The sequence below is a fragment of the Streptomyces sp. NPDC058464 genome (genome assembly GCF_042721035.1).
In the GTDB taxonomy this organism is placed as follows: domain Bacteria; phylum Actinomycetota; class Actinomycetes; order Streptomycetales; family Streptomycetaceae; genus Streptomyces.
In genome coordinates this window covers 201,481-223,196 of record NZ_JBHXMA010000004.1, presented here as the reverse complement: position 1 = coordinate 223,196, position 21,716 = coordinate 201,481, and the positions used below count along the sequence as shown (strand labels likewise).

20 protein-coding genes are annotated in these 21,716 nt (G+C 70.8%); 9 read left to right on the top strand and 11 right to left on the bottom strand.

Annotation, left to right across the window (positions count from 1 at the left end; genetic code table 11):
* Nucleotides 1-5: 5 nt before the first annotated feature.
* The 10 genes from ACFWPQ_RS08050 to ACFWPQ_RS08005 form a co-directional block, all read right to left on the bottom strand.
* Nucleotides 6-1,874: a phage baseplate assembly protein V gene (locus ACFWPQ_RS08050; protein ID WP_384031105.1), complete on the bottom strand. Its 1,869-nt coding sequence runs from the start codon at nucleotides 1,872-1,874 to the stop codon at nucleotides 6-8.
* Nucleotides 1,871-2,662: a hypothetical protein gene (locus tag ACFWPQ_RS08045; RefSeq protein WP_384031103.1), complete on the bottom strand. Its 792-nt coding sequence runs from the start codon at nucleotides 2,660-2,662 to the stop codon at nucleotides 1,871-1,873. The genes ACFWPQ_RS08050 and ACFWPQ_RS08045 overlap by 4 nt, the downstream gene beginning before the upstream one ends.
* Nucleotides 2,663-2,673: 11 nt before the next feature.
* Complete coding sequence (locus ACFWPQ_RS08040) at nucleotides 2,674-3,288, bottom strand: phage tail protein (RefSeq protein ID WP_384031101.1); 615 nt, start codon at nucleotides 3,286-3,288, stop codon at nucleotides 2,674-2,676.
* Between the two features lie 36 nt (nucleotides 3,289-3,324).
* Nucleotides 3,325-3,858, bottom strand: a complete 534-nt coding sequence (locus tag ACFWPQ_RS08035; RefSeq protein ID WP_384031099.1) for a phage tail protein — start codon at nucleotides 3,856-3,858, stop codon at nucleotides 3,325-3,327.
* Nucleotides 3,859-3,899: 41 nt separating this feature from the next.
* Nucleotides 3,900-6,230 carry a DUF4157 domain-containing protein gene (locus ACFWPQ_RS08030; RefSeq protein WP_384031097.1) on the bottom strand — a complete coding sequence of 777 codons (2,331 nt, stop codon included), beginning with the start codon at nucleotides 6,228-6,230 and terminating at the stop codon, nucleotides 3,900-3,902.
* A 37-nt stretch (nucleotides 6,231-6,267) separates the two neighbouring features.
* The gene (locus ACFWPQ_RS08025; RefSeq protein WP_384031095.1) at nucleotides 6,268-6,444 is read right to left on the bottom strand and encodes a DUF6760 family protein; all 177 of its coding nucleotides are present in this window, start codon (nucleotides 6,442-6,444) and stop codon (nucleotides 6,268-6,270) included.
* Nucleotides 6,444-6,872 carry a hypothetical protein gene (locus ACFWPQ_RS08020; protein ID WP_384031093.1) on the bottom strand — a complete coding sequence of 143 codons (429 nt, stop codon included), beginning with the start codon at nucleotides 6,870-6,872 and terminating at the stop codon, nucleotides 6,444-6,446. The genes ACFWPQ_RS08025 and ACFWPQ_RS08020 overlap by 1 nt, the downstream gene beginning before the upstream one ends.
* Before the next feature lie 13 nt (nucleotides 6,873-6,885).
* Nucleotides 6,886-7,353: a phage tail protein gene (locus ACFWPQ_RS08015; RefSeq protein WP_384031091.1), complete on the bottom strand. Its 468-nt coding sequence runs from the start codon at nucleotides 7,351-7,353 to the stop codon at nucleotides 6,886-6,888.
* Between the two features lie 62 nt (nucleotides 7,354-7,415).
* A complete protein-coding gene (locus ACFWPQ_RS08010; protein ID WP_384031089.1) occupies nucleotides 7,416-7,931 on the bottom strand; it encodes a phage tail protein in 516 nt (171 codons plus the stop codon).
* A 37-nt stretch (nucleotides 7,932-7,968) separates the two neighbouring features.
* Nucleotides 7,969-9,576, bottom strand: a complete 1,608-nt coding sequence (locus ACFWPQ_RS08005; protein ID WP_384031087.1) for a phage tail sheath family protein — start codon at nucleotides 9,574-9,576, stop codon at nucleotides 7,969-7,971.
* A gap of 392 nt (nucleotides 9,577-9,968) precedes the next feature.
* On the opposite strand from ACFWPQ_RS08005, the gene ACFWPQ_RS08000 reads away from it, so the two are divergent.
* The 5 genes from ACFWPQ_RS08000 (at nucleotide 9,969) to ACFWPQ_RS07980 (ending at nucleotide 15,426) form a co-directional block, all read left to right on the top strand.
* Nucleotides 9,969-12,149, top strand: coding sequence for a LuxR C-terminal-related transcriptional regulator (locus tag ACFWPQ_RS08000; protein ID WP_384031085.1), 2,181 nt, complete (start codon nucleotides 9,969-9,971; stop codon nucleotides 12,147-12,149).
* A 607-nt stretch (nucleotides 12,150-12,756) separates the two neighbouring features.
* Nucleotides 12,757-13,590, top strand: coding sequence for an alpha/beta fold hydrolase (locus ACFWPQ_RS07995; RefSeq protein ID WP_384031083.1), 834 nt, complete (start codon nucleotides 12,757-12,759; stop codon nucleotides 13,588-13,590).
* Between the two features lie 177 nt (nucleotides 13,591-13,767).
* Entirely contained in the window at nucleotides 13,768-14,343 is a 576-nt protein-coding gene (locus tag ACFWPQ_RS07990) for a TetR/AcrR family transcriptional regulator (RefSeq protein WP_384031082.1), read from the top strand.
* A gap of 88 nt (nucleotides 14,344-14,431) precedes the next feature.
* Nucleotides 14,432-15,226 (top strand): SDR family NAD(P)-dependent oxidoreductase, encoded by a 795-nt coding sequence (locus tag ACFWPQ_RS07985; RefSeq protein WP_384031080.1) that lies wholly within the window; start codon nucleotides 14,432-14,434, stop codon nucleotides 15,224-15,226.
* Between the two features lie 74 nt (nucleotides 15,227-15,300).
* Nucleotides 15,301-15,426 (top strand): hypothetical protein, encoded by a 126-nt coding sequence (locus ACFWPQ_RS07980; protein WP_384031078.1) that lies wholly within the window; start codon nucleotides 15,301-15,303, stop codon nucleotides 15,424-15,426.
* On the opposite strand, the gene ACFWPQ_RS07975 is transcribed toward ACFWPQ_RS07980, so the two are convergent.
* Nucleotides 15,423-16,478: a LacI family DNA-binding transcriptional regulator gene (locus ACFWPQ_RS07975; RefSeq protein WP_384031077.1), complete on the bottom strand. Its 1,056-nt coding sequence runs from the start codon at nucleotides 16,476-16,478 to the stop codon at nucleotides 15,423-15,425. The genes ACFWPQ_RS07980 and ACFWPQ_RS07975 overlap by 4 nt on opposite strands.
* Before the next feature lie 340 nt (nucleotides 16,479-16,818).
* Between ACFWPQ_RS07975 and ACFWPQ_RS07970 the strand changes: the two genes are divergently transcribed.
* The 4 genes from ACFWPQ_RS07970 to ACFWPQ_RS07955 all read left to right on the top strand — a co-directional run bounded on the left by ACFWPQ_RS07970 (nucleotide 16,819) and on the right by ACFWPQ_RS07955 (nucleotide 21,610).
* Nucleotides 16,819-18,144, top strand: a complete 1,326-nt coding sequence (locus tag ACFWPQ_RS07970; protein WP_384031075.1) for an ABC transporter substrate-binding protein — start codon at nucleotides 16,819-16,821, stop codon at nucleotides 18,142-18,144.
* Between the two features lie 5 nt (nucleotides 18,145-18,149).
* Nucleotides 18,150-19,160: a carbohydrate ABC transporter permease gene (locus tag ACFWPQ_RS07965; protein WP_384031379.1), complete on the top strand. Its 1,011-nt coding sequence runs from the start codon at nucleotides 18,150-18,152 to the stop codon at nucleotides 19,158-19,160.
* Between the two features lie 10 nt (nucleotides 19,161-19,170).
* Nucleotides 19,171-20,070, top strand: a complete 900-nt coding sequence (locus tag ACFWPQ_RS07960) for a carbohydrate ABC transporter permease (protein ID WP_384031073.1) — start codon at nucleotides 19,171-19,173, stop codon at nucleotides 20,068-20,070.
* Nucleotides 20,071-20,176: 106 nt separating this feature from the next.
* Entirely contained in the window at nucleotides 20,177-21,610 is a 1,434-nt protein-coding gene (locus tag ACFWPQ_RS07955; protein ID WP_384031071.1) for a GH1 family beta-glucosidase, read from the top strand.
* Nucleotides 21,611-21,716: the final 106 nt, after the last annotated feature.

Genomic DNA, 21,716 nt, shown 5'->3' with positions numbered 1-21,716 from the left:
GTCCCTCATCCGCCCAGCGAGACGGACGCGCCGGAGAGGGAGACGGTGCCCTGACTCTGGATGGTGAGCGAGCCGGCGGACTTCAGGGTCAGCGAGTTCCCGCCGTCGATGGTCACCGTTCCGCCCTCGCCGGTCACTATGTTGACGGTCCCGGCCCGGCCGCACCTGATGGTGAGCTGCCCCGCCGGGTCGGTGGGCGCGCAGGTGAGCTCCACCGCCCCCCGTACCACGTCGACGCCGAGCCCCAGCCCGCCGTCGCCGGTGCCCAGCGCGATCCGCGACTGCTCCGGCTTCGGCCCCTCGCCCATCTCGTCCTGGAACACCAGCCGGTTGCCCGAGGCCGAGACGAACCCGCGGCGCGCGACCGACGAGTCCGCGCCGCCCGGCCCCTGCCGGACGGCGCTGCCGCCGAGGCTGTAGGCGCTGTGCTCGGTGACGAGGCCGCCGAGCACGTAGGGACGGCGCGGATCGCCGAACTCGAACCCGACCAGGACCTCGTCGCCGACCTCGGGCAGGAACATCGCGCCGCTGCGCCGGCCGGCGCCGAACTGCACGACCGGGGCCCAGTCGGTGCGCACGTCCGGGGACAACCACGGCAGCGTCAGCCGCACCCGGGCGTGGTCGCCGCCGATGTCGTCGACGATGGCGCAGACGAGACCGGGGATCCGCACCGGGTCGGTGCCGTCGGCCGCGGTCAGGCCGAGCAGGGAGCGGTCGTGCGCGCCGCCCGCGGCGAACTCGGTGTGGTAGCCGTTCTCCGCCAGGTCGAACACGTGCCGGGCACGGGTGACCAGCCAGACGGCGGGAAAGTGTCCGGGAATTCCGGAGACCTTGACGGAGGCGCCGGCGCGGATCGCGGGGTCGCCCATCGCGTCCCCCTCCGCCTCGGCGAAGGTCCCGCCGACGGACGCGGCCAGAGCCGCGGACGCGGCCTCGACGTCCGCGACCGGCAAGGTGCCCACGACATGGGCGGTCGGGCTCGGTGGGGGGCCGAGGCCCTCCCCGCCCCCGAGGCCGTCCCCGGGCTCCAGGCCCTGCCCGCCCGCCGCGACGGCGCCCAGCGGACCTTCGGCGGCCGCGCTGAAGAGCGCCGTGACCTCGGTCAGGCCCCGCGGGCGCTCGGTGGGGGCGGTGGCGGAGGGCGCCGGTGCCGAGGGCGCGGCGGAGAGCGTCGCCCGCAGCGGGTCCCAGACCCGCACCTCGACCTCGGGGGCCAGGTTCCCCGCTGTGACGCGCGGTTCGAAGCGCAGCAGCGGGCCGGGTATGGCCAGCTCCGGCAGACCTTTGTGGGAGTCTGCGAGCGTGGAGGCCTTCCGGAAGTAGAAGTCCCCCTCGGACATGCCGAATTCAAAGCCGATCTCGCGTGCCCGTTGGGCCAGGAACTCCCAGTCGCTCTGGTTGCACTGCAGCAGGTGCTCGTGGACGGTCTGCGTCCCGGAGATCCTGCCGACCGGCAGTCCCGCCTCCTCGGCGATCCGCCGGGCGATGTCCGAGTCGGTCGCATCGTCGAACGACCTTGTCCTGCGCGCCCGTTGCAGCCGGTGGCACAGGTCGTAACCGCGTACCACGGTCCGCCCCACCGTGCCCTGGTAGTACCCCTCGATCGCGGTGACCTCGCCGACGACCAGTCGGCCGCCCGGCCCGGACCCGACGCGCACCTCGATGCGCGTCCCGATCCGGAGACCGGCCTGGTCCAGCGCGGCACCGGTGAGGTCCGCGAAGCTGAGCGCGAACATCGACGGCAGCAGCAGGTGGGTGCTGACCTCGGTACGCACCAGGGACCTCGCGGCGGCGCCGGACAGCTCCCGGCCCGGACCGGCGCCGACCAGTACCGTCGGCCACACGGTGGCGCCGAGGTCCGACGACACGGTCATCGCTCACTCTCCTGCGTGCTCGGCAGGTACACGCGCGTCCCGGGCCGCACGCGCAGCGGGTCGTCGAACCGGTTCGCCGCGGCGATCTCCCGCCAGTGCTCCGGCCCGCCGTAGCACCGCGTGGCGAGTTCGGGCAGGGACTCGGCACCGGAGAGCAGGTGGGTGCGGCGCCCCGCGAGGCCGCCCGAGCTCGGATTGGTCGGCCCCGGGATGTCGGGGATCGAATGGAGCGTCAGGTCGACGGTGGCCCGTACGGGCGTCCCGGACGGACTGAACCGGGTGTACGTGACCGTCACCTGGTTGAGGTGGACGAGGTAGACCTGAGAGCCCCAGATGAACTTCAGCCGGGGCAGCTCGCTCCGCTGCGTGGACGTCTTGTCTCTGCTGTCCACGAAGTGGGACCAGGTGAGCAGGCGCAGGCAGGTGCGCGCCACGTTCGTGCCGTCGAAGGTCAGCGAGCGCAGGTTGATGCTCGTGGTGCCCTTCGCCTTCTCGACCTCCTCGACGGATATGGCGGACAGTTCGACCTTCGCCCTCGGGTCGGAGATCCCGGCGGGTTTCTCGCCCTTCTTCTGCAGACCGGCGGTCGGTGCCACCGGCGCCGAGTGCGAGATCACGATGGTCGCCGGGTTGAAGTCGAACTCGACGTAGTCGGCGGCGGCGGTGGACTTCGCCGGGCCGAGTTTGGCGTTGCCGTCCGGGGCCAGCGGGGGTGCCGGGGCCCGTGGGATGCGCCGCGCGGCCATGGCCGCGCGCTGCTTCTGCACCATCTCGGGGGTGACGCTCATGAGTCCGGCTCCTATGTGTGGACGGCGGCGGAGGCCGGCAGGAAGCCCTCGTGTTCGAGGGTCAGCGTCTCGATCGCGACCGCGTTCTGCTTCGCGTCCAGGACGGGGCCGCTCCACGACACCGGGTACGCGTTGCGCAAGCTCCAGGAGGCGACGACGTTCTGGTGCACGTCCTGGAGGGCGATGTCCACGGTCCCCTTCGGCGCCCTGGCGCTCTTCTCGTCGCAGTTCATCCAGGTCGTGACCAGCTTGCCGAGCCAGCCCTGCAACGCCTGTGACGGCTGCCTCTCCATCGCCCTTTCCAGGACGACCGGGGAGTAGGACACCTGGGCGGGCAGCTTCACCTCGCCGCTGTAGTCACCGCCGACCTTGATCGTCTCGGTCCGGAAGTCGACCTTCAGGCCCTTGCACGAGGACCATTCACCGAGTCGGTCGATACCGTCGCCGTTGGAGAAGGCGACGGTGAAGCGCATGGACAGGCCGTAGTACCGGAACGCGCTGTCGGCGGCCGCGCTGCGCGCCGCCGAGGCCGCGGTGGACGCGGCTGTGCCGCCGGCCTGGGCGAGGGGGAGGCCGAGTCGGCCGCCGCCCTGCCCGGCTGCGGAGGCGAAGGACGCGATGCTCACTGACGGGATGCCTTTCTGGTGCGTTGGTCCTGGTGGTCAGAACGGCGAGATCATCGGCGAAGTCGGGGACAGCGCCGAGGAGTTCAGGTCGTCCTCGAGAAAGCCGGTGTGGGCGAGCCTGAGCGTCTCGACCGCGGGCTTGGCACCGGCCGCGTCGAAGGAATCGACGGACCAGGCGATGGGGAAGAACTCGCTCAGGCGCCACTGGACCATCGGGATCCCGGCGAAGTCGACGAGCTGGATCGTGCCGCTCTGCGGCTGCGGGTTCTTCGAGGTCTGCGTCAGCCAGTGCTGCACGACTCGCGAGTAGGGCCCGGCCGCCCGGCTGAGCGTGATCGGCTCGTACCTGGTGGCTCCGGGGAAGAGCCAGACCTGGTTGCCGCTGTCTCCGACCCGGTGCTCGACCTGTTGCCAGGACACCGACAGGCCCGTCACCCTGGACCAGTCGCCGAAGTGGTAGGCGACGTTGTCGATCAGCACCGAGTACCGGTGGCTCATGCCGACCGTCAGTGGACCGGCGATGTTCTGGGCCTGCTCGGCCGCGCCGCGCAGCGATCCCATCATGCTCATGGTTCCCCTGACTCCCGTCCGTCTCGTCCGTTGGATCTCGTCTATCTCGCCCAGCCGAACGGCCCGGCCGCACCGAGCCGGCCCGCGCGTTCGCGGTCGACCAGGAGCTCGCGCCGGAGCCGTCTGTGGATCTTTTCGTAGACCTGGACGGCCACTTCCTCGATGTCGCCCGGGTCGTCGAGGTCGAGCGGACGGCGACCGCTCAGCTCGATGAGCCTGTCCCTGACCGAGAGCAGCTCCTCGTCGAAGGGCACCGGCGTCCGGGCCGTCTGTGCCCCGGTCACCGGTGCCTGGGACGCCGGGGACCCGGACGGCGTCCCGTCCCCGGGCTCGGTCGTCGCCGTCGGCGGCTGCGGGGGCTCGACCGCGCGTGGCCCGACCATGGCCGTCACGTCACCGGGCTGCCGCTGCACCCTGCTCGCGGGCGCCGTGTGCCACGGTGCGGTCCACGATGCCGCGGGTGCCGCGCCGGCTTCCGCCGGTTCCGCCTCCAGGCCGCGCGCCCACCGCTCGGTCGCCACGGCCTGCGCCTCCAGAGCGCTGCCGCTGTCGGAGTCCTCAGGAGGAAGAGCAGGGCCGAGGGTGCGCTGCTGGGCGGCGTGGGTGAGTTCGTGCGCGAGCAGTCCGCGCGCGACCGGCTGGTCGAACGGCCCCTCGTCCGCGGGCAGGAACACCTCGCCGTTCCGGGTGAAGGCACGGGCACCGAGTGACCGTGCCTCGGCCGCCACCTCGGGACCGCGGTGGATGGGCACGTCGGAGACGTCCACGCCGTGCGCCCGCCGCACGGCGTGGACGAGTTCGCTCGGGGCCGTCCGGTCCGGCGGCGGGAAGGGTGCGGGCGGTTGCGGCTCGGGCTCGGGGCGGACGCCGTCCGGCCGACGCCGCGCACGCGGACGTACCAGGGGTCTGCCCATGGGAGTGGTCGCGGGGGTGGTCGGCGTCGGTGCGGCGCCGGTCGGGCGGGATGTCCCGGCCACCGGTGGAGTCGACCGCTCGCCGGGAACGAAACGGTAGACCGGACGGGCCGGAAGCGGCGTCGACGGGCGCACGTCCTCCTCGTCGACGGCCCCGCCCTGAACCTCTGTCCCGCTGCCGGCCGGGGTCTGCGCGTGCGGTTCCGGTTCCCTCGGCTCCGGCGACGTGCGCTCGCGCGGCGACCGGGCACCGGACGCCGCGCCGTGCGAAGGCCACTGCGGTCTGTCGATCGGGGCCGCGAGGCCGAGCACGGGCGCCTCGGGGTCGGCGGTACCACGCCGCGCATCCGGGGCGACGTCTGACGCGAGGTGTGGCGTCGGACCGCCATCCGCGAGGCGTGGCGACCGGTCCGCGTCGGCGACCGCGTCCGCGCTGGTTTCCGCGTCCGCGCTGGTTTCCGCGTCGGCGTCCGCATCGGCGTCGGTGTCCGCGTCGGCGTTGGCGTCGGCGACCGGAGCGAGCGACGAGCCGGCCTCGGCGGCACGAGTGCGCCCGGGCCGCTCGTCCTGGACTTCGGACTCGGGAGCATCGAGGGAGTCGGCGGGTGACTCCACCGGCATCCGCGCGTCCGGAGAGACCGGCCGACGAAGCGGGTTGCCGAGGCCGAGCCGTCGGCTCTCGGCGAGGGAGGCGCGGCGCGCCGCCTTCGGCCCTCCCGTACGCGGCTCCCGCGACGGCCGGGGCGGTGCGGCCGTCGCCTCGCTCGACCACGAGGTGCCGCCCCCGGGCATCGGCGGCTCAGCACCCTGCCGCGGAGGTGAGGCGGCTCCGGCCTCGGTCGCCCACGGCGGACGGTAGGACTCAAGCATGCGCAGCCAGTCCGAGGGGGCGTTGGGCACGTCGTCGGGCGCAGGAGCCGCGGAGCCCTTGGGTGCCTCGTCGGACGTGGGATCGCCCACGTACTCGTCCGCGGCCGCCACCAGGTTCGGCCGGGGCCCGGCGGACGCGAGTACCCGCGGGGCGAACCGAGGCCCCGCAGGCGGCGTCCTCGGGCTGGGGCCGCGTTCCGGTACGGGCGCCCACCGCCGACCACGTGCCGAGGGCAGCACGACCGTCTCCTGCTCGGGCGGCGCTTCGGCGCGGACTGCGACCAGTCCCGTCACCTGTCCGGCGACCGGCTCCACAGCGGGAACCACACCCCGGTGAGAGGGGGCCAGGTGCCCCGGGGTGCCCGTAGCCCGACGGCTTGCCGGACGAGTGCGAAGCGGCGCGTGGAGCAGAGGCCTGGACCGGTCGGCCGCGACCACGCCCATCGAGGCGGCCGCGGTCAGCGGCGGCCGTCCGAGGGTCGGGACGAGAGGCGGCAGCCGTCGCCAGTGGGTGTTGCCGGGCGGCAGACCGAGGCCGGGCCGCGCGTCGCGGGTCTCGCGGCGCCACCGTCGAGGCAGCCAACGCATCTCGTTTCCTCTCCGTACACCGAGGCCGGGACCAGGGCTAGAAGGTCTGGGCAGGTCCCGCCGCGCCGCTGTCGAGGCGGCCGTGGATCCGGCCGATCTCCTCGATCACCCGGGCCCTCACCGGGTGTTCGAGATCGAGAATCTCCCGCAGCGGCCAGTGCAGGTAGTAAGCGAGGTACACGGCCTCCTCCCAGAGCCGGTCGGCCGTGTACATCAGGATTCCCCCGGGACATCACCGGCGATGTCCACCGCGAATCCGTGCCCGCAGGCGGGACAGTCGACGTCGGCCTCGGTGTGTCCTTCCTGGTTGATCCGCCGGTACAGATCCTGGAGGAAGGCGAGATCGGAGGCGAACAGGTTCTCGATCACCAGGTTGTCCACCCCGGGGACCGAGCCGAGCCGGGTCACCGTACGTGCGAGAAGCAGCACGCTGAGGTAGGCGGGGTTCTGCCTGACCCGCGGATCGCTCTGGCTCGCTATCTCGTCGCGTGCCGTGGCCAGGCGCATCACGCCCTCCCGGTGCAATGTGCCCTGCTCGTCCACGTAGCCACGGGGCAGCACGAACGGGTAACGGGTCGTCAGCCCGGCCGCCGAGCCGGGCGGTACGCCCTCGACGCCGGCGGCGGACGGTTGCGTCAGCATGACCTCTCCTCGGTCATCCGGCCGGCTGCATCAGGATCTGATCGCAGTGCAGCACCACGGTCTCGGTCACGATTTCGGTCGCGCCGGCCTTCATCCCGCCGATCTCCAGCTTCGACGGCCAGGCGTTCTCCAGGAGGTAGGTGATGATCGGCTGACCCGACTTCGGGGACGAAGCCGCCGCGAACAACTGCAGCGAGCAGGTCTTGCGGGCCAGCGGATCGCCCTGCAGCACCGCCTGGTGCCACAACCACATGTACGTCTCCGGGTCGAGGCCGCGCTTGAGCGTGACCGTCGGCGGCTTGGTCTTGCCGTACTGCTTCGTGTGCAGGACTCCCTCCGGGCCGCTGGAGATGTACTCGACCGATTCGACCTCGGTGTTGATTCCGGACAGTTCACTGAACGTGGCGACCTTGATCCCGTCCACCTGGATCACGAAGGTCGACGCGCTCATCACCGCCGGGTTGCCGCTGGCGATCGCCATGTGACTGTCCTCCCTTCGACTCGAAATTCACTGTCGTGCTCGTCTGCGCCGCGCCGGGCGGCTCACCCGCCGTCGCCCTGTGTGATCACGTCGCAGGCGATGGTGACGTCCTCGGTGACGACGCCCTCCCCGGCCTTGGCCGAGGAGATGTTGATCTTGGCGCACCAGGCGTTGATGAGCGTGTAGCTCATCAACGGCTCCTGGTCCTTCATGCCGGCGAGCCCGCCGCCGAAGATGTCCAGGCTCAGGTACTGGGCGCGGGCCGCGGGATTGCCGTTGAGGGCCATCTGATGCCACGCCCAGAGCGCCAGACTGTTGTCCAGGCCGCGCTTGAGCGTGACCGTCGGCGGCTTGGTCTGGCCGAACTGCTTGGTGTGGTTGATGAACCCGGCCGTGTCCACCGAGATGTACTGCTCGATGCCGATCTCGCTGCTGATGCCGGCGAGTTCCTGGAACGCTATGTTCTGCAGCTGGAATCCACCGGTGATCTGGATGTTCGAGGAGACCACGAAGATCGGTGCGGACGCGACGGTGGAAAACGGTCGCGAGGTCGGTGCGGGCTGGAAACTCTGTGCCACGGTGTGCGGTCTCCTCTCGGCGCGGGCAGGCTCTGACTCACTCCTCCAGGGCCGCGCCCTGCGCGTACTGCGAGACCCGGAAGACGATGAACTCCGCCGGCTTGACCGGGGCGATCCCGATGTCGACGGTGAGGATCCCGGCGTCCCGGTTCTCCGGGGGGTTGTTCTCCTCGTCGCACTTGACGAAGAACGCCTCCTCCGGGGTACGGCCGAACAGCGCCCCGCTGCGCCAGACCCGGCGCAGGAACATCGTGATGGTGCGGCGTACCGAACCCCACAGGAAGCGGTCGTTGGGCTCGAACACGACCCAGTTGGTGCCGTCGAGGATGGACTTCTCCACGAAGTTGAACAGCCTGCGCACATTCAGGTAGCGCCACTCGGGGTCGCTGGAGAGCGTCCGCGCGCCCCACACCCGGATACCCTGACCGGGGAAGGACCTGATGCAGTTGACGGCCACCGGGTTGAGCTGGTCGTGCTCGCCCCGGGTGATGTTGGTCTCCAGGTCGATCACGCCGCGGACCACCTCGTTCGCCGGGGCCTTGTGCACGCCGCGGGTCTCGTCACTGCGCGCCCACACCCCGGCGATGTAGCCGCTGGGAGGAATGAGCGTCGGACTGCCCGTGACCGGGTCCACGACCTTGAACCAGGGCCAGTACAGTGCCGCGTACTTGGAGTCGTAGCCGGCGGCGTCCATCCGCCAGTCCCTGACCTGCTGGGCGCCGAGCCCCGGCGGCGGGTCGAGGATCGCCACCCGGTCCGCCATCAGCTCGCAGTGCGCGATCATGGCGAGTTGCACGGCCTTGACCCCGTCGAGGTCCACAGCCCCGTGCTGGTAGGCGGCCATCAGGTCGGGGACGCAGAGCATGGTGACGTCCTCGATCGCCTCAAGCCCGGCGAAGCCCGTGCGGTCGGCGGTGTCCCCGACATAGTCGGCCGGGGTGATCCGGGCCGGGATCGGCCCCTGCGGCACGACGGCCGCCGCCGAGGACGCTCCCCCGCTCAGCACGACCCGTGCGCCCTTCGCCGGTACCAGTGCCGACGCGCCCTTGACCTCGTCCAGGGCGATGAGTTCCGAGGACTCCTTGACGACCGTGGCGGCGTTCCGCGGTCCGCGCCGCAGTGAGAGGTTGTCGAAGACCTCCGCCTCGCGGTCTTCCCTGCGGACGACCAGCTTGAACAGTTCTTCGCCGGGTTCGCTCGCGTCGGCGATCTCCACGCTCAACTCGTTGCCCGCTTCCCCGAGGGCCAGCGCCCTGGCTTGGAGGGCCGGACGCTCGCCGCTTCCCGCCGCGGGCACTTCCCCCCGGGCGACGGAGTCGAGCGCCCCCGCGCTCCCAGCCGCTCGGCCGTTCGGGGACGCCTGCTCCTCGTCGTGCGTGTCGGTGGCGCCGATGCGCACGACGTACGCGGCCCCGCCGCCGTTCAGGAAGTACCCGTAGACCGACTGCGGAAGGTGCGCACCGTCGACGAAGCCGCCGAAAGCCTTGGTGTACTGCGTCCAGTTGGTCACCAGCGTGGGCTGGTTGGAGACCCCGCGCTCGGTGAACCCCACGAAGGCGCACAACGCGGAGCCCACGCCCTCGATGGGCCGCGAGCCCGAGGAGACCTCCTCCACGTAGACGCCAGGGGAATGGTAGGTAGGCACTGCCCCTCTGCCCCTCTTTCAGAACCGCCGGGAACGAACACTGAGGTGTCGGACGAACACCGAGATGTCAGGTGCGGCCGAGGGCACCGCGAATGGTCCACGAGGTGATCACTCGGCCGTCGACGATCAGTATTCGTCCCGCCGGCTCCGGTCGACGTGCGCGCGAGAGCGGGCAACGGAGCAGGTTCCGGTGCGCGATGATGCAACACGACGAGCGCAGTCGAGGACCGGTCCCTTCCGTCAGCTGACGACCGAGCCGGTCAGCGTCCTGTGCGGGGGCTCCGACACCATGAAACCCGCGTGTGTCCCGGAGCCGTGCCGAAGGCGGCGGCGGTGAGCGCATCCGCGCACTCCCGTTCCCAGCGGGTTTGAGAGGCAGGTTCACACCCGACATGTACCGGGAACCCTGTGAACTCCGGGAACCGGGCGAGCAGGTCGTGTCCGACGACGACACCGGACGACGTCTGCCGGCCGCGGACAGCCTGTGCCAGGACGGCAACGCGTTCCTGGAGGCGCTGTGCGTGCTGGCCGGGGAGTACCCGCTGGCCACGGTGGCCCGCGTTGCCGCGGTTCCGGCGGCCGCACAGATCTTCGACCTGCTGCTCGGCCTCGGACTCGTCGTGTCGGTCGGTGGCCCGCAGGGCTCGGGCCGGATAGCGTTCGCACGAGAGAGCGACTACCGCCGGGTGCGCGCGCGGCTGACCCCGACGAGATGGCGGGCCCTGCACCGGGCCGCCGCGGAGGCGCTCGACGCGCGTCCGGCGTTGGCCCACCGTGCTCGGGCGGCCGACCGCCCCGATCCCGCGCTGGCCGCCGCCCTGGAGGAGGCCGCCTTCGGCGGAAGCGCGCTGGCGGACGAGGTCGGCGTGCCAAGTCGGCAACTGCTGCTGTGGGCGGCAGATCTGACCGCGGACCGGGGAGAGCGGGAGCGGCGACTGCTCCTGGCCGCGATGCACGAGGTGTATGCCGAGGAGTCCGGGAACGACGGTCTGTGGACGCGGGTCGAGGCGCTGCCTCCTTCGCCGCTGCGGTACTGCGCGCTGGCGGGCCGGGCCTTGCTCGAACACCGTCTCGGTACCGCCGTCGACCACCTGCGAGCCGCGTCCCGCGCCCTCGCCGCCGAGAACGCCCGTGCGAACACGGATACGAATGCGGATACGAATGCGGGCACGGACGCGGATGCGGATGCGGATGCGGACCATGTGCCTTCCGCACGCTCGCGCGGGGACCGGGACCTGTCGGCCGCCGCGGCGATCGAGACCATGGAGGCCGCTGTGGCATGCCGCACGGCACGGGGCGCAATCGCCGTCAACGCGGCGACCGGGGCGCTGGACGCCGCGAGCGGTGACGCGGTCCAGATCCACACGGCTCGGCGTCTGCTGCTGGTGGGCCGGTCTTACAAGTATGGCCCGCACGGGGTACTGCGCTCCCTCGACGCATCCGCAGCGGCCGCCGGGACGAACACCACGTCGCCGGGGCACCGGACTCCCCTACCGGAGATCCGGGACTCCGGACTGCTGCTGTTGCGCGGTGAGTGCCGCATGCTGGCGGGCGATCTGGAAGCGGGTGCCCGTGACCTGGATTCCCTTGTCCGACGGCACGACACGCCTCTCGGGCATCCGGACCGGCTGCGAGCGCTGGAGCGGCTGGCGATCGCACACTTCCTGCTGGGAAGCTGGCGGGAGGCCGATTCCGCGGTGGACGGCATCGACAGGACCCTCGGCGATACGGCGGGGCCGGCGCTCCGGGCCATGCTCTCGGCCGTTCGCGCGGCGGGCGCGGCACCGCGGCCCGGAACGCCTGCGTCGGCGATCGGAAGGGGGCCCGGCTCGGCGGAACCCGACCGTCTCACCATCGCCACGTGTGCGGACGCCGTCGCCATGCTGGCGCATGGTCGCCACGCGGACGTCCTGACCGCGATCACTCGGCTGACCTCCGACTCCGCCGGGTTGGAGGACGCGCCGGCCAAGTTCGCCCCGCTGTGGCTGCCGGTGTACGTGGAAGCGGCGATCGAGACCGCGGCGAGCACCGCGTCCGAGGCAGGCCTGGCACAGCTGCGCGCACACGCGCGGCACAGCCCGTACCTGATGGTCACCTTCCATCGGCTCGCGGGTCGGGCGGCCGAACTCCGGGGCGACCCGACCACGGCCCAGGACGAGTACGAGGCGGGCTTGCTGGCCGCGGAGGACCGCGCCCAGGTGCCGCCCGTGCATCGCGCGCAACTGGACCATGCGTACGGCCGGTTCATGTGCACCCTCGGGCGGACGGCGACCGGCCTCGGTCGGCTCCAGCGGGCCCAGGACGACTTCGCTTCGCTCGGCGCCCGCGCGTTCGTCCGGAACTGCGTCCAGGACCGGGAGGCCGTCACCCGAGGAGCGTCGCCGCGCCCCGACGTCGCCTTGACAGAACGTGAGGTGACGGTGGCCGGGCTGGTCGCGTCCGGGCTGACCAACCGCCAGGTCGCGGAGAAGCTGCTGATCAGTGCGAAGGCAGTGGAGTACCACCTGGGAAAGATCTATCGGAAACTCGGAGTGCGCACGCGCGGGGATCTCGCGAGCAGATGGCGCAGATGAGGTCCTCGATGCGGCCTGCAGCGGGCGCCGCGACGCCCGTCGCCCACCGGCGGAGCGTCGCACGAGTGGTAACGGGGGTGTTTGGCCATGGCCAAACCGGATGCCGCACAGCGTCATCCAGCGGCATCACCCGTCACCTGTATGCCCTGATTTACCTACCTGCCCAGTAAAGCCGCAGGTCACGATAGCGATACGAAACAGGTTCGAGTCCCGTCACTCACCCTTGTAGGAAAAGGTCCCTGGCCCGCGGAAACGCGGGCCAGGGACCTTTTCGTTCTCCCGGTCCGGCGGAACCCCGTGGATGCCTCAATTCCCGCCCGCTTCCTGCGGGTTGTGGCCGCACTCGGCCGTGACCGGCGCCGGGGTCCCGCCGCCGGCGGGTGCGTCCCGCTGGGGTGGAGCCCCGGTGCGAACGCCGCTCACGCAGTGCTGTCCTGACGTGGTCGGCGATCAGGGTTTGCGCGGCCAGGAGCGCCGGGGCCGTCGGCAGCCACCCCTGAACCACTGCCGAAGAGCACGGCCACCAGGCCGCACCACCTCCTGACCCGACGTCAGCCGCGTCGGGCGATGTGCCCCTGGTTCACCCAGCCCACGAAGGGAAGACGACATGCCGTACATCACCGTCGGCCAGGAGAACTCCGCCGACATCGAGCTGTACTACGAGGACCACGGGAGCGGGCAGCCCGTCGTGCTGATCCACGGCTACCCGCTGGACGGCCACTCGTGGGAGAAGCAGCTCCCGGCCCTGCTCGACGCGGGCCACCGGGTCATCACCTACGACCGGCGCGGTTTCGGCCGGTCGTCGCAGCCGACCACGGGCTACGACTACGACGGTTTCGCCGCCGATCTCGACGCGGTGCTGACCGAGCTGGACCTCACCGACGTGGTACTCGTCGGGTTCTCCATGGGCACCGGGGAAGTCGGCCGTTACCTGGGGACGTACGGCTCGCAGCGGGTCGCCAAGGCCGCCTTCCTGGCCTCCCTCGAACCCTTCCTGGTCAAGACCGACGACAACCCGGGCGGCGTCGACCAGTCGGTCTTCGACGGCATCCTGGAGGCGGTCACGAAGGACCGGTACGCCTACTTCACCGGCTTCTACGAGGCGTTCTACAACCTCGACGAGACGCTCGGCAGCCGGATCAGCGAGGAGGCCGTGCGGGCCGGCTGGAACGTGGCGGCGGGCGCGTCGGCGTACGCGTCGGTGGCCTGCGTGCCCACCTGGATCACCGACTTCCGTGCCGACGTCGCCAAGATCGACGTACCGGCACTGATCCTGCACGGCACGGCCGACCGGATCCTGCCGATCGACGCCACCGGGCGGCCCTTCCACGCGCTGCTGCCCTCGGCGGAGTACGTCGAGATCGAGGGCGCCCCGCACGGCCTGCTGTGGACGCACGCCGAAGAGGTCAACGCCGCGCTGCTGGCGTTCCTGGCCAAGTAGTCGCGCGGCCCGGCTGCCGCCGAGGACCCGGACCGTGCTGCGGCGCGGGCCCTCGGCGGCAGGCTCCCAGCACACGCGGCTCCTGGCGCACGCCCCCTCACCTGCACGGATACCACCGAGCGCGTCGCACCCTCCATTGTGGATTGACTATTCCACAAAGCGCGGTACGCTCTCCCCATGGCACGCATCAGGGAATTCGACATCGACCAGGCGGTGGACCGCGCCATGGACCTGTTCTGGCGCCAGGGCTATGCCGAGACCTCCCTGCAGGACCTGCTGAAGGAACTGTCGATAGGCAGCGGCAGCTTCTACGCGGCCTTCGGCTCGAAGGAGCAGCTCTACATCCACTCCCTCGACCGCTACCTCTCGCTCCAGGGCCGAGACCTGGAGGCGACCCTCGACGAGACGCCCGGGATCCGGCCCGCGATCCGCAGGGTGCTCACCTCCCTGATCGAGGCGGACCTGGCCGACCCCACGCGCGGATGCCTCGTGGTCAACACCACCACGCAGTGCGGTGACCAGCCCCTGGCGGCGGACCGCGTCAACACCGCGATCCGGCAGGTCGAGTCCTCCCTCGCCGGCGCCCTGGAGCGGGCGCAGGCGCGAGGGGAGATCTCCCCCGAGAAGAGCCCGAGGGAACTGGCCAGGTTCCTGACCACGTTCATCCAGGGGATCCGCATAGTCGGCGGAGCGCGCGTGGGGCGGGAGTTCATGGAGGACGCCCTGTCCACGGCGATGCGCTCACTGGACTGAGACACCGCGGAGAGCCCTCCCCGCGGCGCCCGCATCCGCGGTTCGCCGCACCCAAATTGTGTATTGATCAATCCAGAAAGGACCCGTCATGGAACTGCACCTCAAGGACAAGGTCGCCGTCGTCACCGGAGCCAGCAAGGGCATCGGCCTGGCCGTGGTCGAGAAGCTGGCCCGCGAGGGCGTCAAGGTCGTGGCCGGCAGCCGCTCCTCCACTCCCGAGCTGGACGCCCTGGCAGCCGGACACGACGTCACGATCGTGCCGGTCGACCTGTCCACCAGGGCGGGGGCGGAGACCCTGGTCCAGCAAGCCGTGGAGCGCCACGGGCGCCTGGACATCCTGGTCAACAACGTCGGCGCCGCCGAACCCCGCGAGTCGTTCCTCAAGGTCGACGACGCCGACTGGCAGCGGATCTTCGACCTGACCTTCTTCAGCGCCGTGCGCGTCAGCCGCGCCGCCCTCCCCCACCTGACCGCGACCGGTGACGCGGCCATCGTGAACATCAGCTCGATCAACGCCCGGCTGCCGTTCCCCATGGTGGTCGACTACTCGGCGGCCAAGGCCGCGCTGACCAACCTCAACAAGTCCCTGTCCGAGGAGTTCGCGCCGCAGGGCGTGCGGGTCAACGCCATCGCCCCGGGCCCGGTCCGCACACCGTTCTGGACCGCGCCGGGCGGCTTCGCCGACGCCACCGCCGCGGCCGCCGGGACCACCGCGCAGGAAGCGCTGGACGTCGTCGTGCCGCAGAGCATGGGCATCACCTCCGGACGCATCAGCGAGGCGCACGAGGTCGCCGACCTCACCCTGTTCCTCGCCTCCCCCCTCGCCGGGAACATCACCGGCACGGAGACCGTCATCGACGGCGGCCAGATCAAGACGCTCTGAGCCCGGCGGGCCGGACGGCCGCGGACGCGATCCTGGACCGGGCCAAGCCGTCGTACGCGGGCGGCATCCGCGAGATGGCCGACGCGCGTCTCTTCGGCTTCTGGAACAACGCCTCCGACGCGCTGCGGACCGGTACCCCGCAGAACGAGGTCGCGCACAGCGGTGCCCCGTTCTGCGCGACACTCAGCCAGGACCCCTAGGAAGACGCGCGAACCACCAGCTCCGTCGGCAGTACCGCGTGCCGTCGCTCCAGCCCCCGGGACGCGGCCGGGCGGCGGTCGGCGATCTCCGCGAGGAGGAGGTCGATCATCGCGCGGCCCATCTCCACTATGGGCTGGCGGACGCTGGTGAGCGGCGGGTCCATGTGGCGGGCGATGGCCGAGTCGTCGTACCCGACCAGCGCGATGTCGTCGGGGATCCGGCGGCCCACCTCGCGCAGTACCTGGCGGGCGCCCGCCGCCATCACGTCCGAGCCGGCGAAGACGGCGTCGAGCGTGGGGTGCCGGTCCAGCAGCACGGACATCGCCCGCCGGCCGCCCTCCTCGGTGAAGTCGCCCGGCTCGACGAGGAGTTCGTCGACCTTGTGGCCGGCGTCGCGCAGGGCGTCGCGGTAGCCGTCGACGCGGCGCTGGGCGCCGTACACGTCGAGACGGCCGGTGATGTGCGCGACCGTCCGGCGGCCGGAGGCGAGCAGGTGCTCCACGGCCGAGCGGCCGCCGCCGTAGTTGTCGGAGTCGACGGAGGTCAGCGTCTCGGCGGCGGAGCGCGGGCCGCTGATCACCGCCGGGATCTCCAGCTGGGCGAGGAGGTCCGGCAGCGGGTCGTCGGCGTGCACGGAGACCAGCAGGACGCCGTCGACGCGGTGCGCGGCCAGGTACTGGGCGAGCCGCTGCCGCTCCCGGTCGCTGCCCGCGAAGATCAGCAGCAACTGCATCTCGGTGTCGGAGAGCTCGGCACCGACACCGCGGAGCATGTCCGAGAAGTACGGCTCCGCGAAGAACCGGGTCTCCGGCTCGGGGACGACCAGGGCGATGGCGTCGGTCCGGTTGGCGGCGAGGGCGCGGGCGGCCGTGTTCGGGACATAGCCGAGCTCCGCGACGGCGGCCTCGACGGCGGCCCGGGTGGCGTCGCTGACCCGCGGCGAACCGTTGATCACCCGGGACACGGTGCCGCGCCCCACCCCGGCCCGGGCCGCCACCTCTTCGAGGGTGGGCCGACCACCGCTACGCCCCCGCGCTCCGTGGCTTGCCATGGGCTCCGCCCTCCTCGCCGACGTACAACTCGCTGGCCTGGAATCTAACAGTGCCACCTGCGGTCGTTACCGCAGCCGTTTTGTCATGACATATACGATTTTCTCGACGCCGAACCGAGTTTGTTAACAGCCGGATAACTGAACGCGGTTCGCCGCGCCCGCTCCCTTGACACCCCGCTCCGAACCGACGACTCTTCAACACATCACCGGTGGGAGCGCTCCCACAGTACCTGACACATACACATCCCGCACGTTCCCCGCCCGAGCCGCAGCGAGAACTAACGGGCCCAACAATGCAGTTGGCCGGGGGGTCGGCACGTCAGGGCAACAGGAGGACGTAATGCGAGCACGTACCCGAACCGCCTCGCGCAAGGCGGTGGTCCTGGCGGCCGTTGTGACGCTGGGAGGAGCGCTGCTGGCCGGCTGCGCCGACGACAGCGGTGGCGGCAGCGACGACACGAGTGGCGGCGGCAAGGGCAAGACGACGATCACCCTCGGCCTGTTCGGCACCTTCGGCTTCAAGGAGGCCGGGCTCTACAAGGAGTACGAGAAGCTCCACCCGAACATCACCATCAAGGACACCTCGGTCGAGCAGAACGCGAACTACTACCCGGCGCTGGTCAACCACCTGACCACCAACAGCGGCCTGATGGACGTCCAGGCCGTCGAGGTCAGCAACATCGCCGAGGTCACCAGCACGTTCGCGGACAAGCTGGAGGACCTGTCCAAGGTCGACGGCGTCTCGGAGAGCAACTGGCTGGACTGGAAGTGGAAGCAGGCCACCACCAGCGGCGGCCAGACCATCGGGCTCGGCACCGACGTCGGCCCGCTCGCCATCTGCTACCGCACGGACCTGTTCAAGAAGGCCGGCCTGCCCACCGACCGCGACGCGGTGAGCAAGCTGTGGGCGGGCAGCTGGGACAAGTTCATCGGCGTCGGCGAGCAGTACAAGAAGAAGGCGCCCTCCGGGACCACCTTCATGGACTCCCCCGGTGGTCTGCTGAACGCGATCCTGTCCAGTGAGAGCACCAAGTTCTACGACTCCTCCGGCAAGATCATCTACAAGACGAACCCGGCCGTGAAGACCGCGTTCGACACGACCGCGAAGGCCGCGCAGGAGGGGCTGGTCCAGGCGCAGACCCAGTTCCAGGCGTCCTGGAACAGCACGATCGCCAACAACAAGTTCGCGGCGATGTCCTGCCCGCCGTGGATGCTCGGCTACATCAAGGGCCAGTCGAAGGCGGACGCGGCCGGCAAGTGGGACGTCGCCCAGGCGCCGAAGGCCGGCAACTGGGGCGGTTCCTTCCTGACCGTGCCCAAGAGCGGCAAGAACGTCGCGGAGGCGGAGAAGCTGGTCGCCTGGCTGACCGCACCCGAACAGCAGGCCAAGCTCTTCAGCGTCCAGGGCTCCTTCCCGAGCGCGCCCTCGACGTACACCTCGGCGGCGGTGACCGGCGCCAAGAACGACATGACCGGTGACGCCCCGATCGGCACGATCTTCGCCGAGGCCGCCAAGAGCAGCCCCGTGCAGGTCATCGGCCCGAAGGACCAGATCATCCAGGACGGTCTGGCCAACAACGGCGTCGTCCTCGTCACCAAGGGCAAGACGGCCGCGGAGGCCTGGGCGAACGCCACCAAGACCATCGACAACAGCCTGGACAAGTGACCGATATGGCCACCCGGCACGACACCGCCGCCCCCCTCGCGAAGGAGGGGGGCGCGGCCCCGGTCCACTCGCCCGCGCCTCCCACGGAAGCGGAGCGGCGGCGCCGCGCCCGTCTCTCGCGCCGCTGGCAGCGGGACATCAAGTGGAGCCCGTACGGGTTCATCTCGCCGTTCTTCGTGCTCTTCCTCGCCTTCGGGCTCTTCCCGCTGGTCTACACGGGCTGGGCCTCGCTGCACACGGTGGAGCTGACCGCGCCCACCGACATGCAGTGGGCGGGGCTGCACAACTACACCCGGATCTTCGGCGACGACTTCTTCTGGAACGCGGCGAAGAACACCCTGACCATCGGGATCATCTCGACGGTCCCGCAGCTGCTGATGGCGATGGGGCTCGCCCACATCCTCAACTACCGGCTGCGCGCCTCGACCTTCTACCGGGTCGTGATGCTGGCGCCCTACGCGACGTCGATCGCGGCCGCCTCGCTCGTCTTCGTGCTGCTCTTCGGCCGCGACTACGGGATGATCAACTGGGCGCTGCACTTCTTCGGCGTCGGCAAGATCGACTGGCAGAACGACAAGTGGCCGTCCCAGATAGCCGTGTCGACGATCGTGATCTGGCGCTGGACCGGCTACAACGCGCTGATCTACCTGGCGGCGATGCAGGCGATCCCGACGGACCTGTACGAGTCGGCAGCTCTGGACGGCGCCTCGCGCTGGCGGCAGTTCGTCCATGTCACGCTGCCGCAGCTGCGCCCGACGATCCTGTTCACCTGTGTCGTCTCGACCATCGGCGCGAGCCAGCTGTTCGGCGAGCCGCTGATCTTCGACGCGAACAAGGGCGCGTCGGGCGGTGCGGAGCACCAGTTCCAGACGCTCGGCCTGTACCTGTACGAGCAGGGCTGGGTGAACCAGCACCTGGGCCGGGCCTCGGCCATCGCCTGGACGATGTTCCTGATCCTCATCGTGATCGGGATCGTCAACTACGTCATCTCGCGCCGGCTGCGCGCCAGTAGTTAGGAGACCGGCCGTGACGACGACCCTGACCAAACCCTCCGAGGCGGTCGAGCCCAAGCGGGCCCGGCGCTCGAAGTCGGCGCGCGCCGGCGGCACCATGCACGCGGGCCCGATCGCGTACACGATCCTCGCGCTCTTCTCCATCGGCTCGCTGTTCCCGCTGGTGTGGACGGCGATCGCCGCGTCCCGGAACAACAACCGGCTGGCCGAGACCCCGCCGCCGTTCTGGTTCGGCGGGAACCTCTTCCACAACCTGGACGTGGCGTGGAACGAGGCCAACCTCGGGCAGGCCTTCCTCAACACCACGATCGTGGCGGGCATCTCGGCGGTGACCATCGTCGTGCTCTCGACGATCGCCGGGTTCGCCTTCGCCAAGCTGCGCTTCAGGGGCCGCAACATCCTGATGCTGACGGTGATCGGCACGATGATGGTGCCGCCGCAGCTGAGCATCATCCCGCTGTACATGATGGTCGCCAAGCTGAACTGGGCGGACCAGCTGCAGGCGGTCATCTTCCCGTCCCTGGTGAGCGCGTTCGGTGTGTTCTTCATGCGGCAGTACCTGCTCCAGGCGCTGCCGGACGAGCTGATCGAGGCGGCCCGGGTGGACGGCGCGAGCAGCTGGCGGGTGGTGTGGCACATCGTGTTCCCCGCGGCGCGCCCGGCCATGGCCGTGCTCGGCATGCTGATGTTCGTACAGGCCTGGAACGACTTCCTGTGGCCGTTCCTGGTCCTCACCCAGACCGGCAACCCGACCGTGCAGGTCGCCCTGGCGGGCCTGGGCCGCGGCTACACCCCCGACCAGTCCCTGATCATGGCGGGCGCGCTGCTCGGCACCCTCCCGCTGCTGCTCGTCTTCGCGATCTTCGGCAAGCAGATCGTGGGCGGCATCATGCAGGGCGCCGTGAAGGGCTGACCGCCGTCAGGACGGGGGGCCGGGTCACCGCCGTCCCGGCCCCCTCCCCTCCCCCTCCTCATCCACTCACCCGTCGGTCTCCACGACCTCCTATGGGAGCGCTTCCATGCCTGAGCCCATGACCTCCGTGACCTTTCCTCCCGCCTTCCTCTGGGGCGCCGCCACCTCCGCGTACCAGATCGAGGGGGCGGTGCGGGAGGACGGCCGCACCCCCTCCATCTGGGACACCTTCAGTCATACGCCGGGCAGGACGGCCGGCGGCGAGACCGGTGACATCGCTGTCGACCACTACCACCGCTACCGCGACGACGTGGCGCTGATGGCGGACCTCGGCCTGAACGCCTACCGGTTCTCGGTCTCCTGGTCGCGCGTCCAGCCGACCGGCCGCGGCCCGGCCGTCCAGGTCGGTCTCGACTTCTACCGCCGCCTGGTGGACGAACTGCTGGCCAAGGGCATCAAGCCCGCGATCACCCTCTACCACTGGGACCTGCCGCAGGAGCTGGAGGACGCGGGCGGCTGGCCGGAGCGGGACACGGCGTACCGGTTCGCCGAGTACGCGCAGATCGTCGGCGAGGCGCTCGGCGACCGGGTGGAGCAGTGGATCACCCTCAACGAGCCCTGGTGCAGCGCCTTCCTGGGCTACGGCTCCGGCGTGCACGCCCCCGGCCGTACCGACCCGGCGGCCACCCTGCGCGCCGCGCACCACCTCAACCTCGCGCACGGACTGGGCACGTCGGCGCTGCGCTCGGTGATGCCGGCCCGCAACCAGGTGGCGATCAGTCTCAACTCCTCGGTGGTACGGCCGCTGTCGCAGGGCCCGGCCGACCTGGTCGCCGCCCGCACCATCGACGACCTGGCCAACGGCGTCTTCCACGGCCCGATCCTGCACGGCACGTACCCCCGGTCGCTGTTCGCGGCGACCGCGTCGGTGACGGACTGGTCGTACGTCCTGGACGGCGACCTCGCCGCCATCCACCAGCCGCTGGACGCCCTCGGCCTGAACTACTACACGCCCACCCTGGTGTCGGCCGCGTCCGACACGTCGGACAGCCCCCGTGCGGACGGCCACGGCGCCAGCGCCCACTCCCCCTGGCCGGGAGCGGACGACGTCGCCTTCCACCAGACGCCGGGCGAGCGCACGGAGATGGGCTGGACGATCGACCCGACGGGCCTGCACGACCTGATCATGCGCTACACCGTCGAGGCCCCGGGCCTGCCGCTCTACGTCACCGAGAACGGCGCGGCCTACGACGACAAGCCCGACCCCGACGGCAACGTCCACGACCCGGAGCGCATCGCCTACCTGCACGGCCACCTCTCGGCGGTGCGCCGCGCCATCACCGACGGCGCGGACGTGCGCGGCTACTACCTGTGGTCCCTGATGGACAACTTCGAGTGGGCGTACGGGTACGGGAAGCGGTTCGGGGCGGTGTACGTCGACTACGCGACGCTTGCGCGGACGCCGAAGTCGAGCGCCCGGTGGTATGCGGAGGCGGCCCGGACGGGGACGTTGCCGCCGGCGAGGTCGGCTGCTGCCTGACACGCCGTTGTTCGGGCGCGGCGCCGTCGTGGCTGGTCGCGCAGTTCCCCGCGCCCCTTACGGGGCGCTGATGGGCGGGGCGCGGAGTGCCGCGCCCGGCTCACAG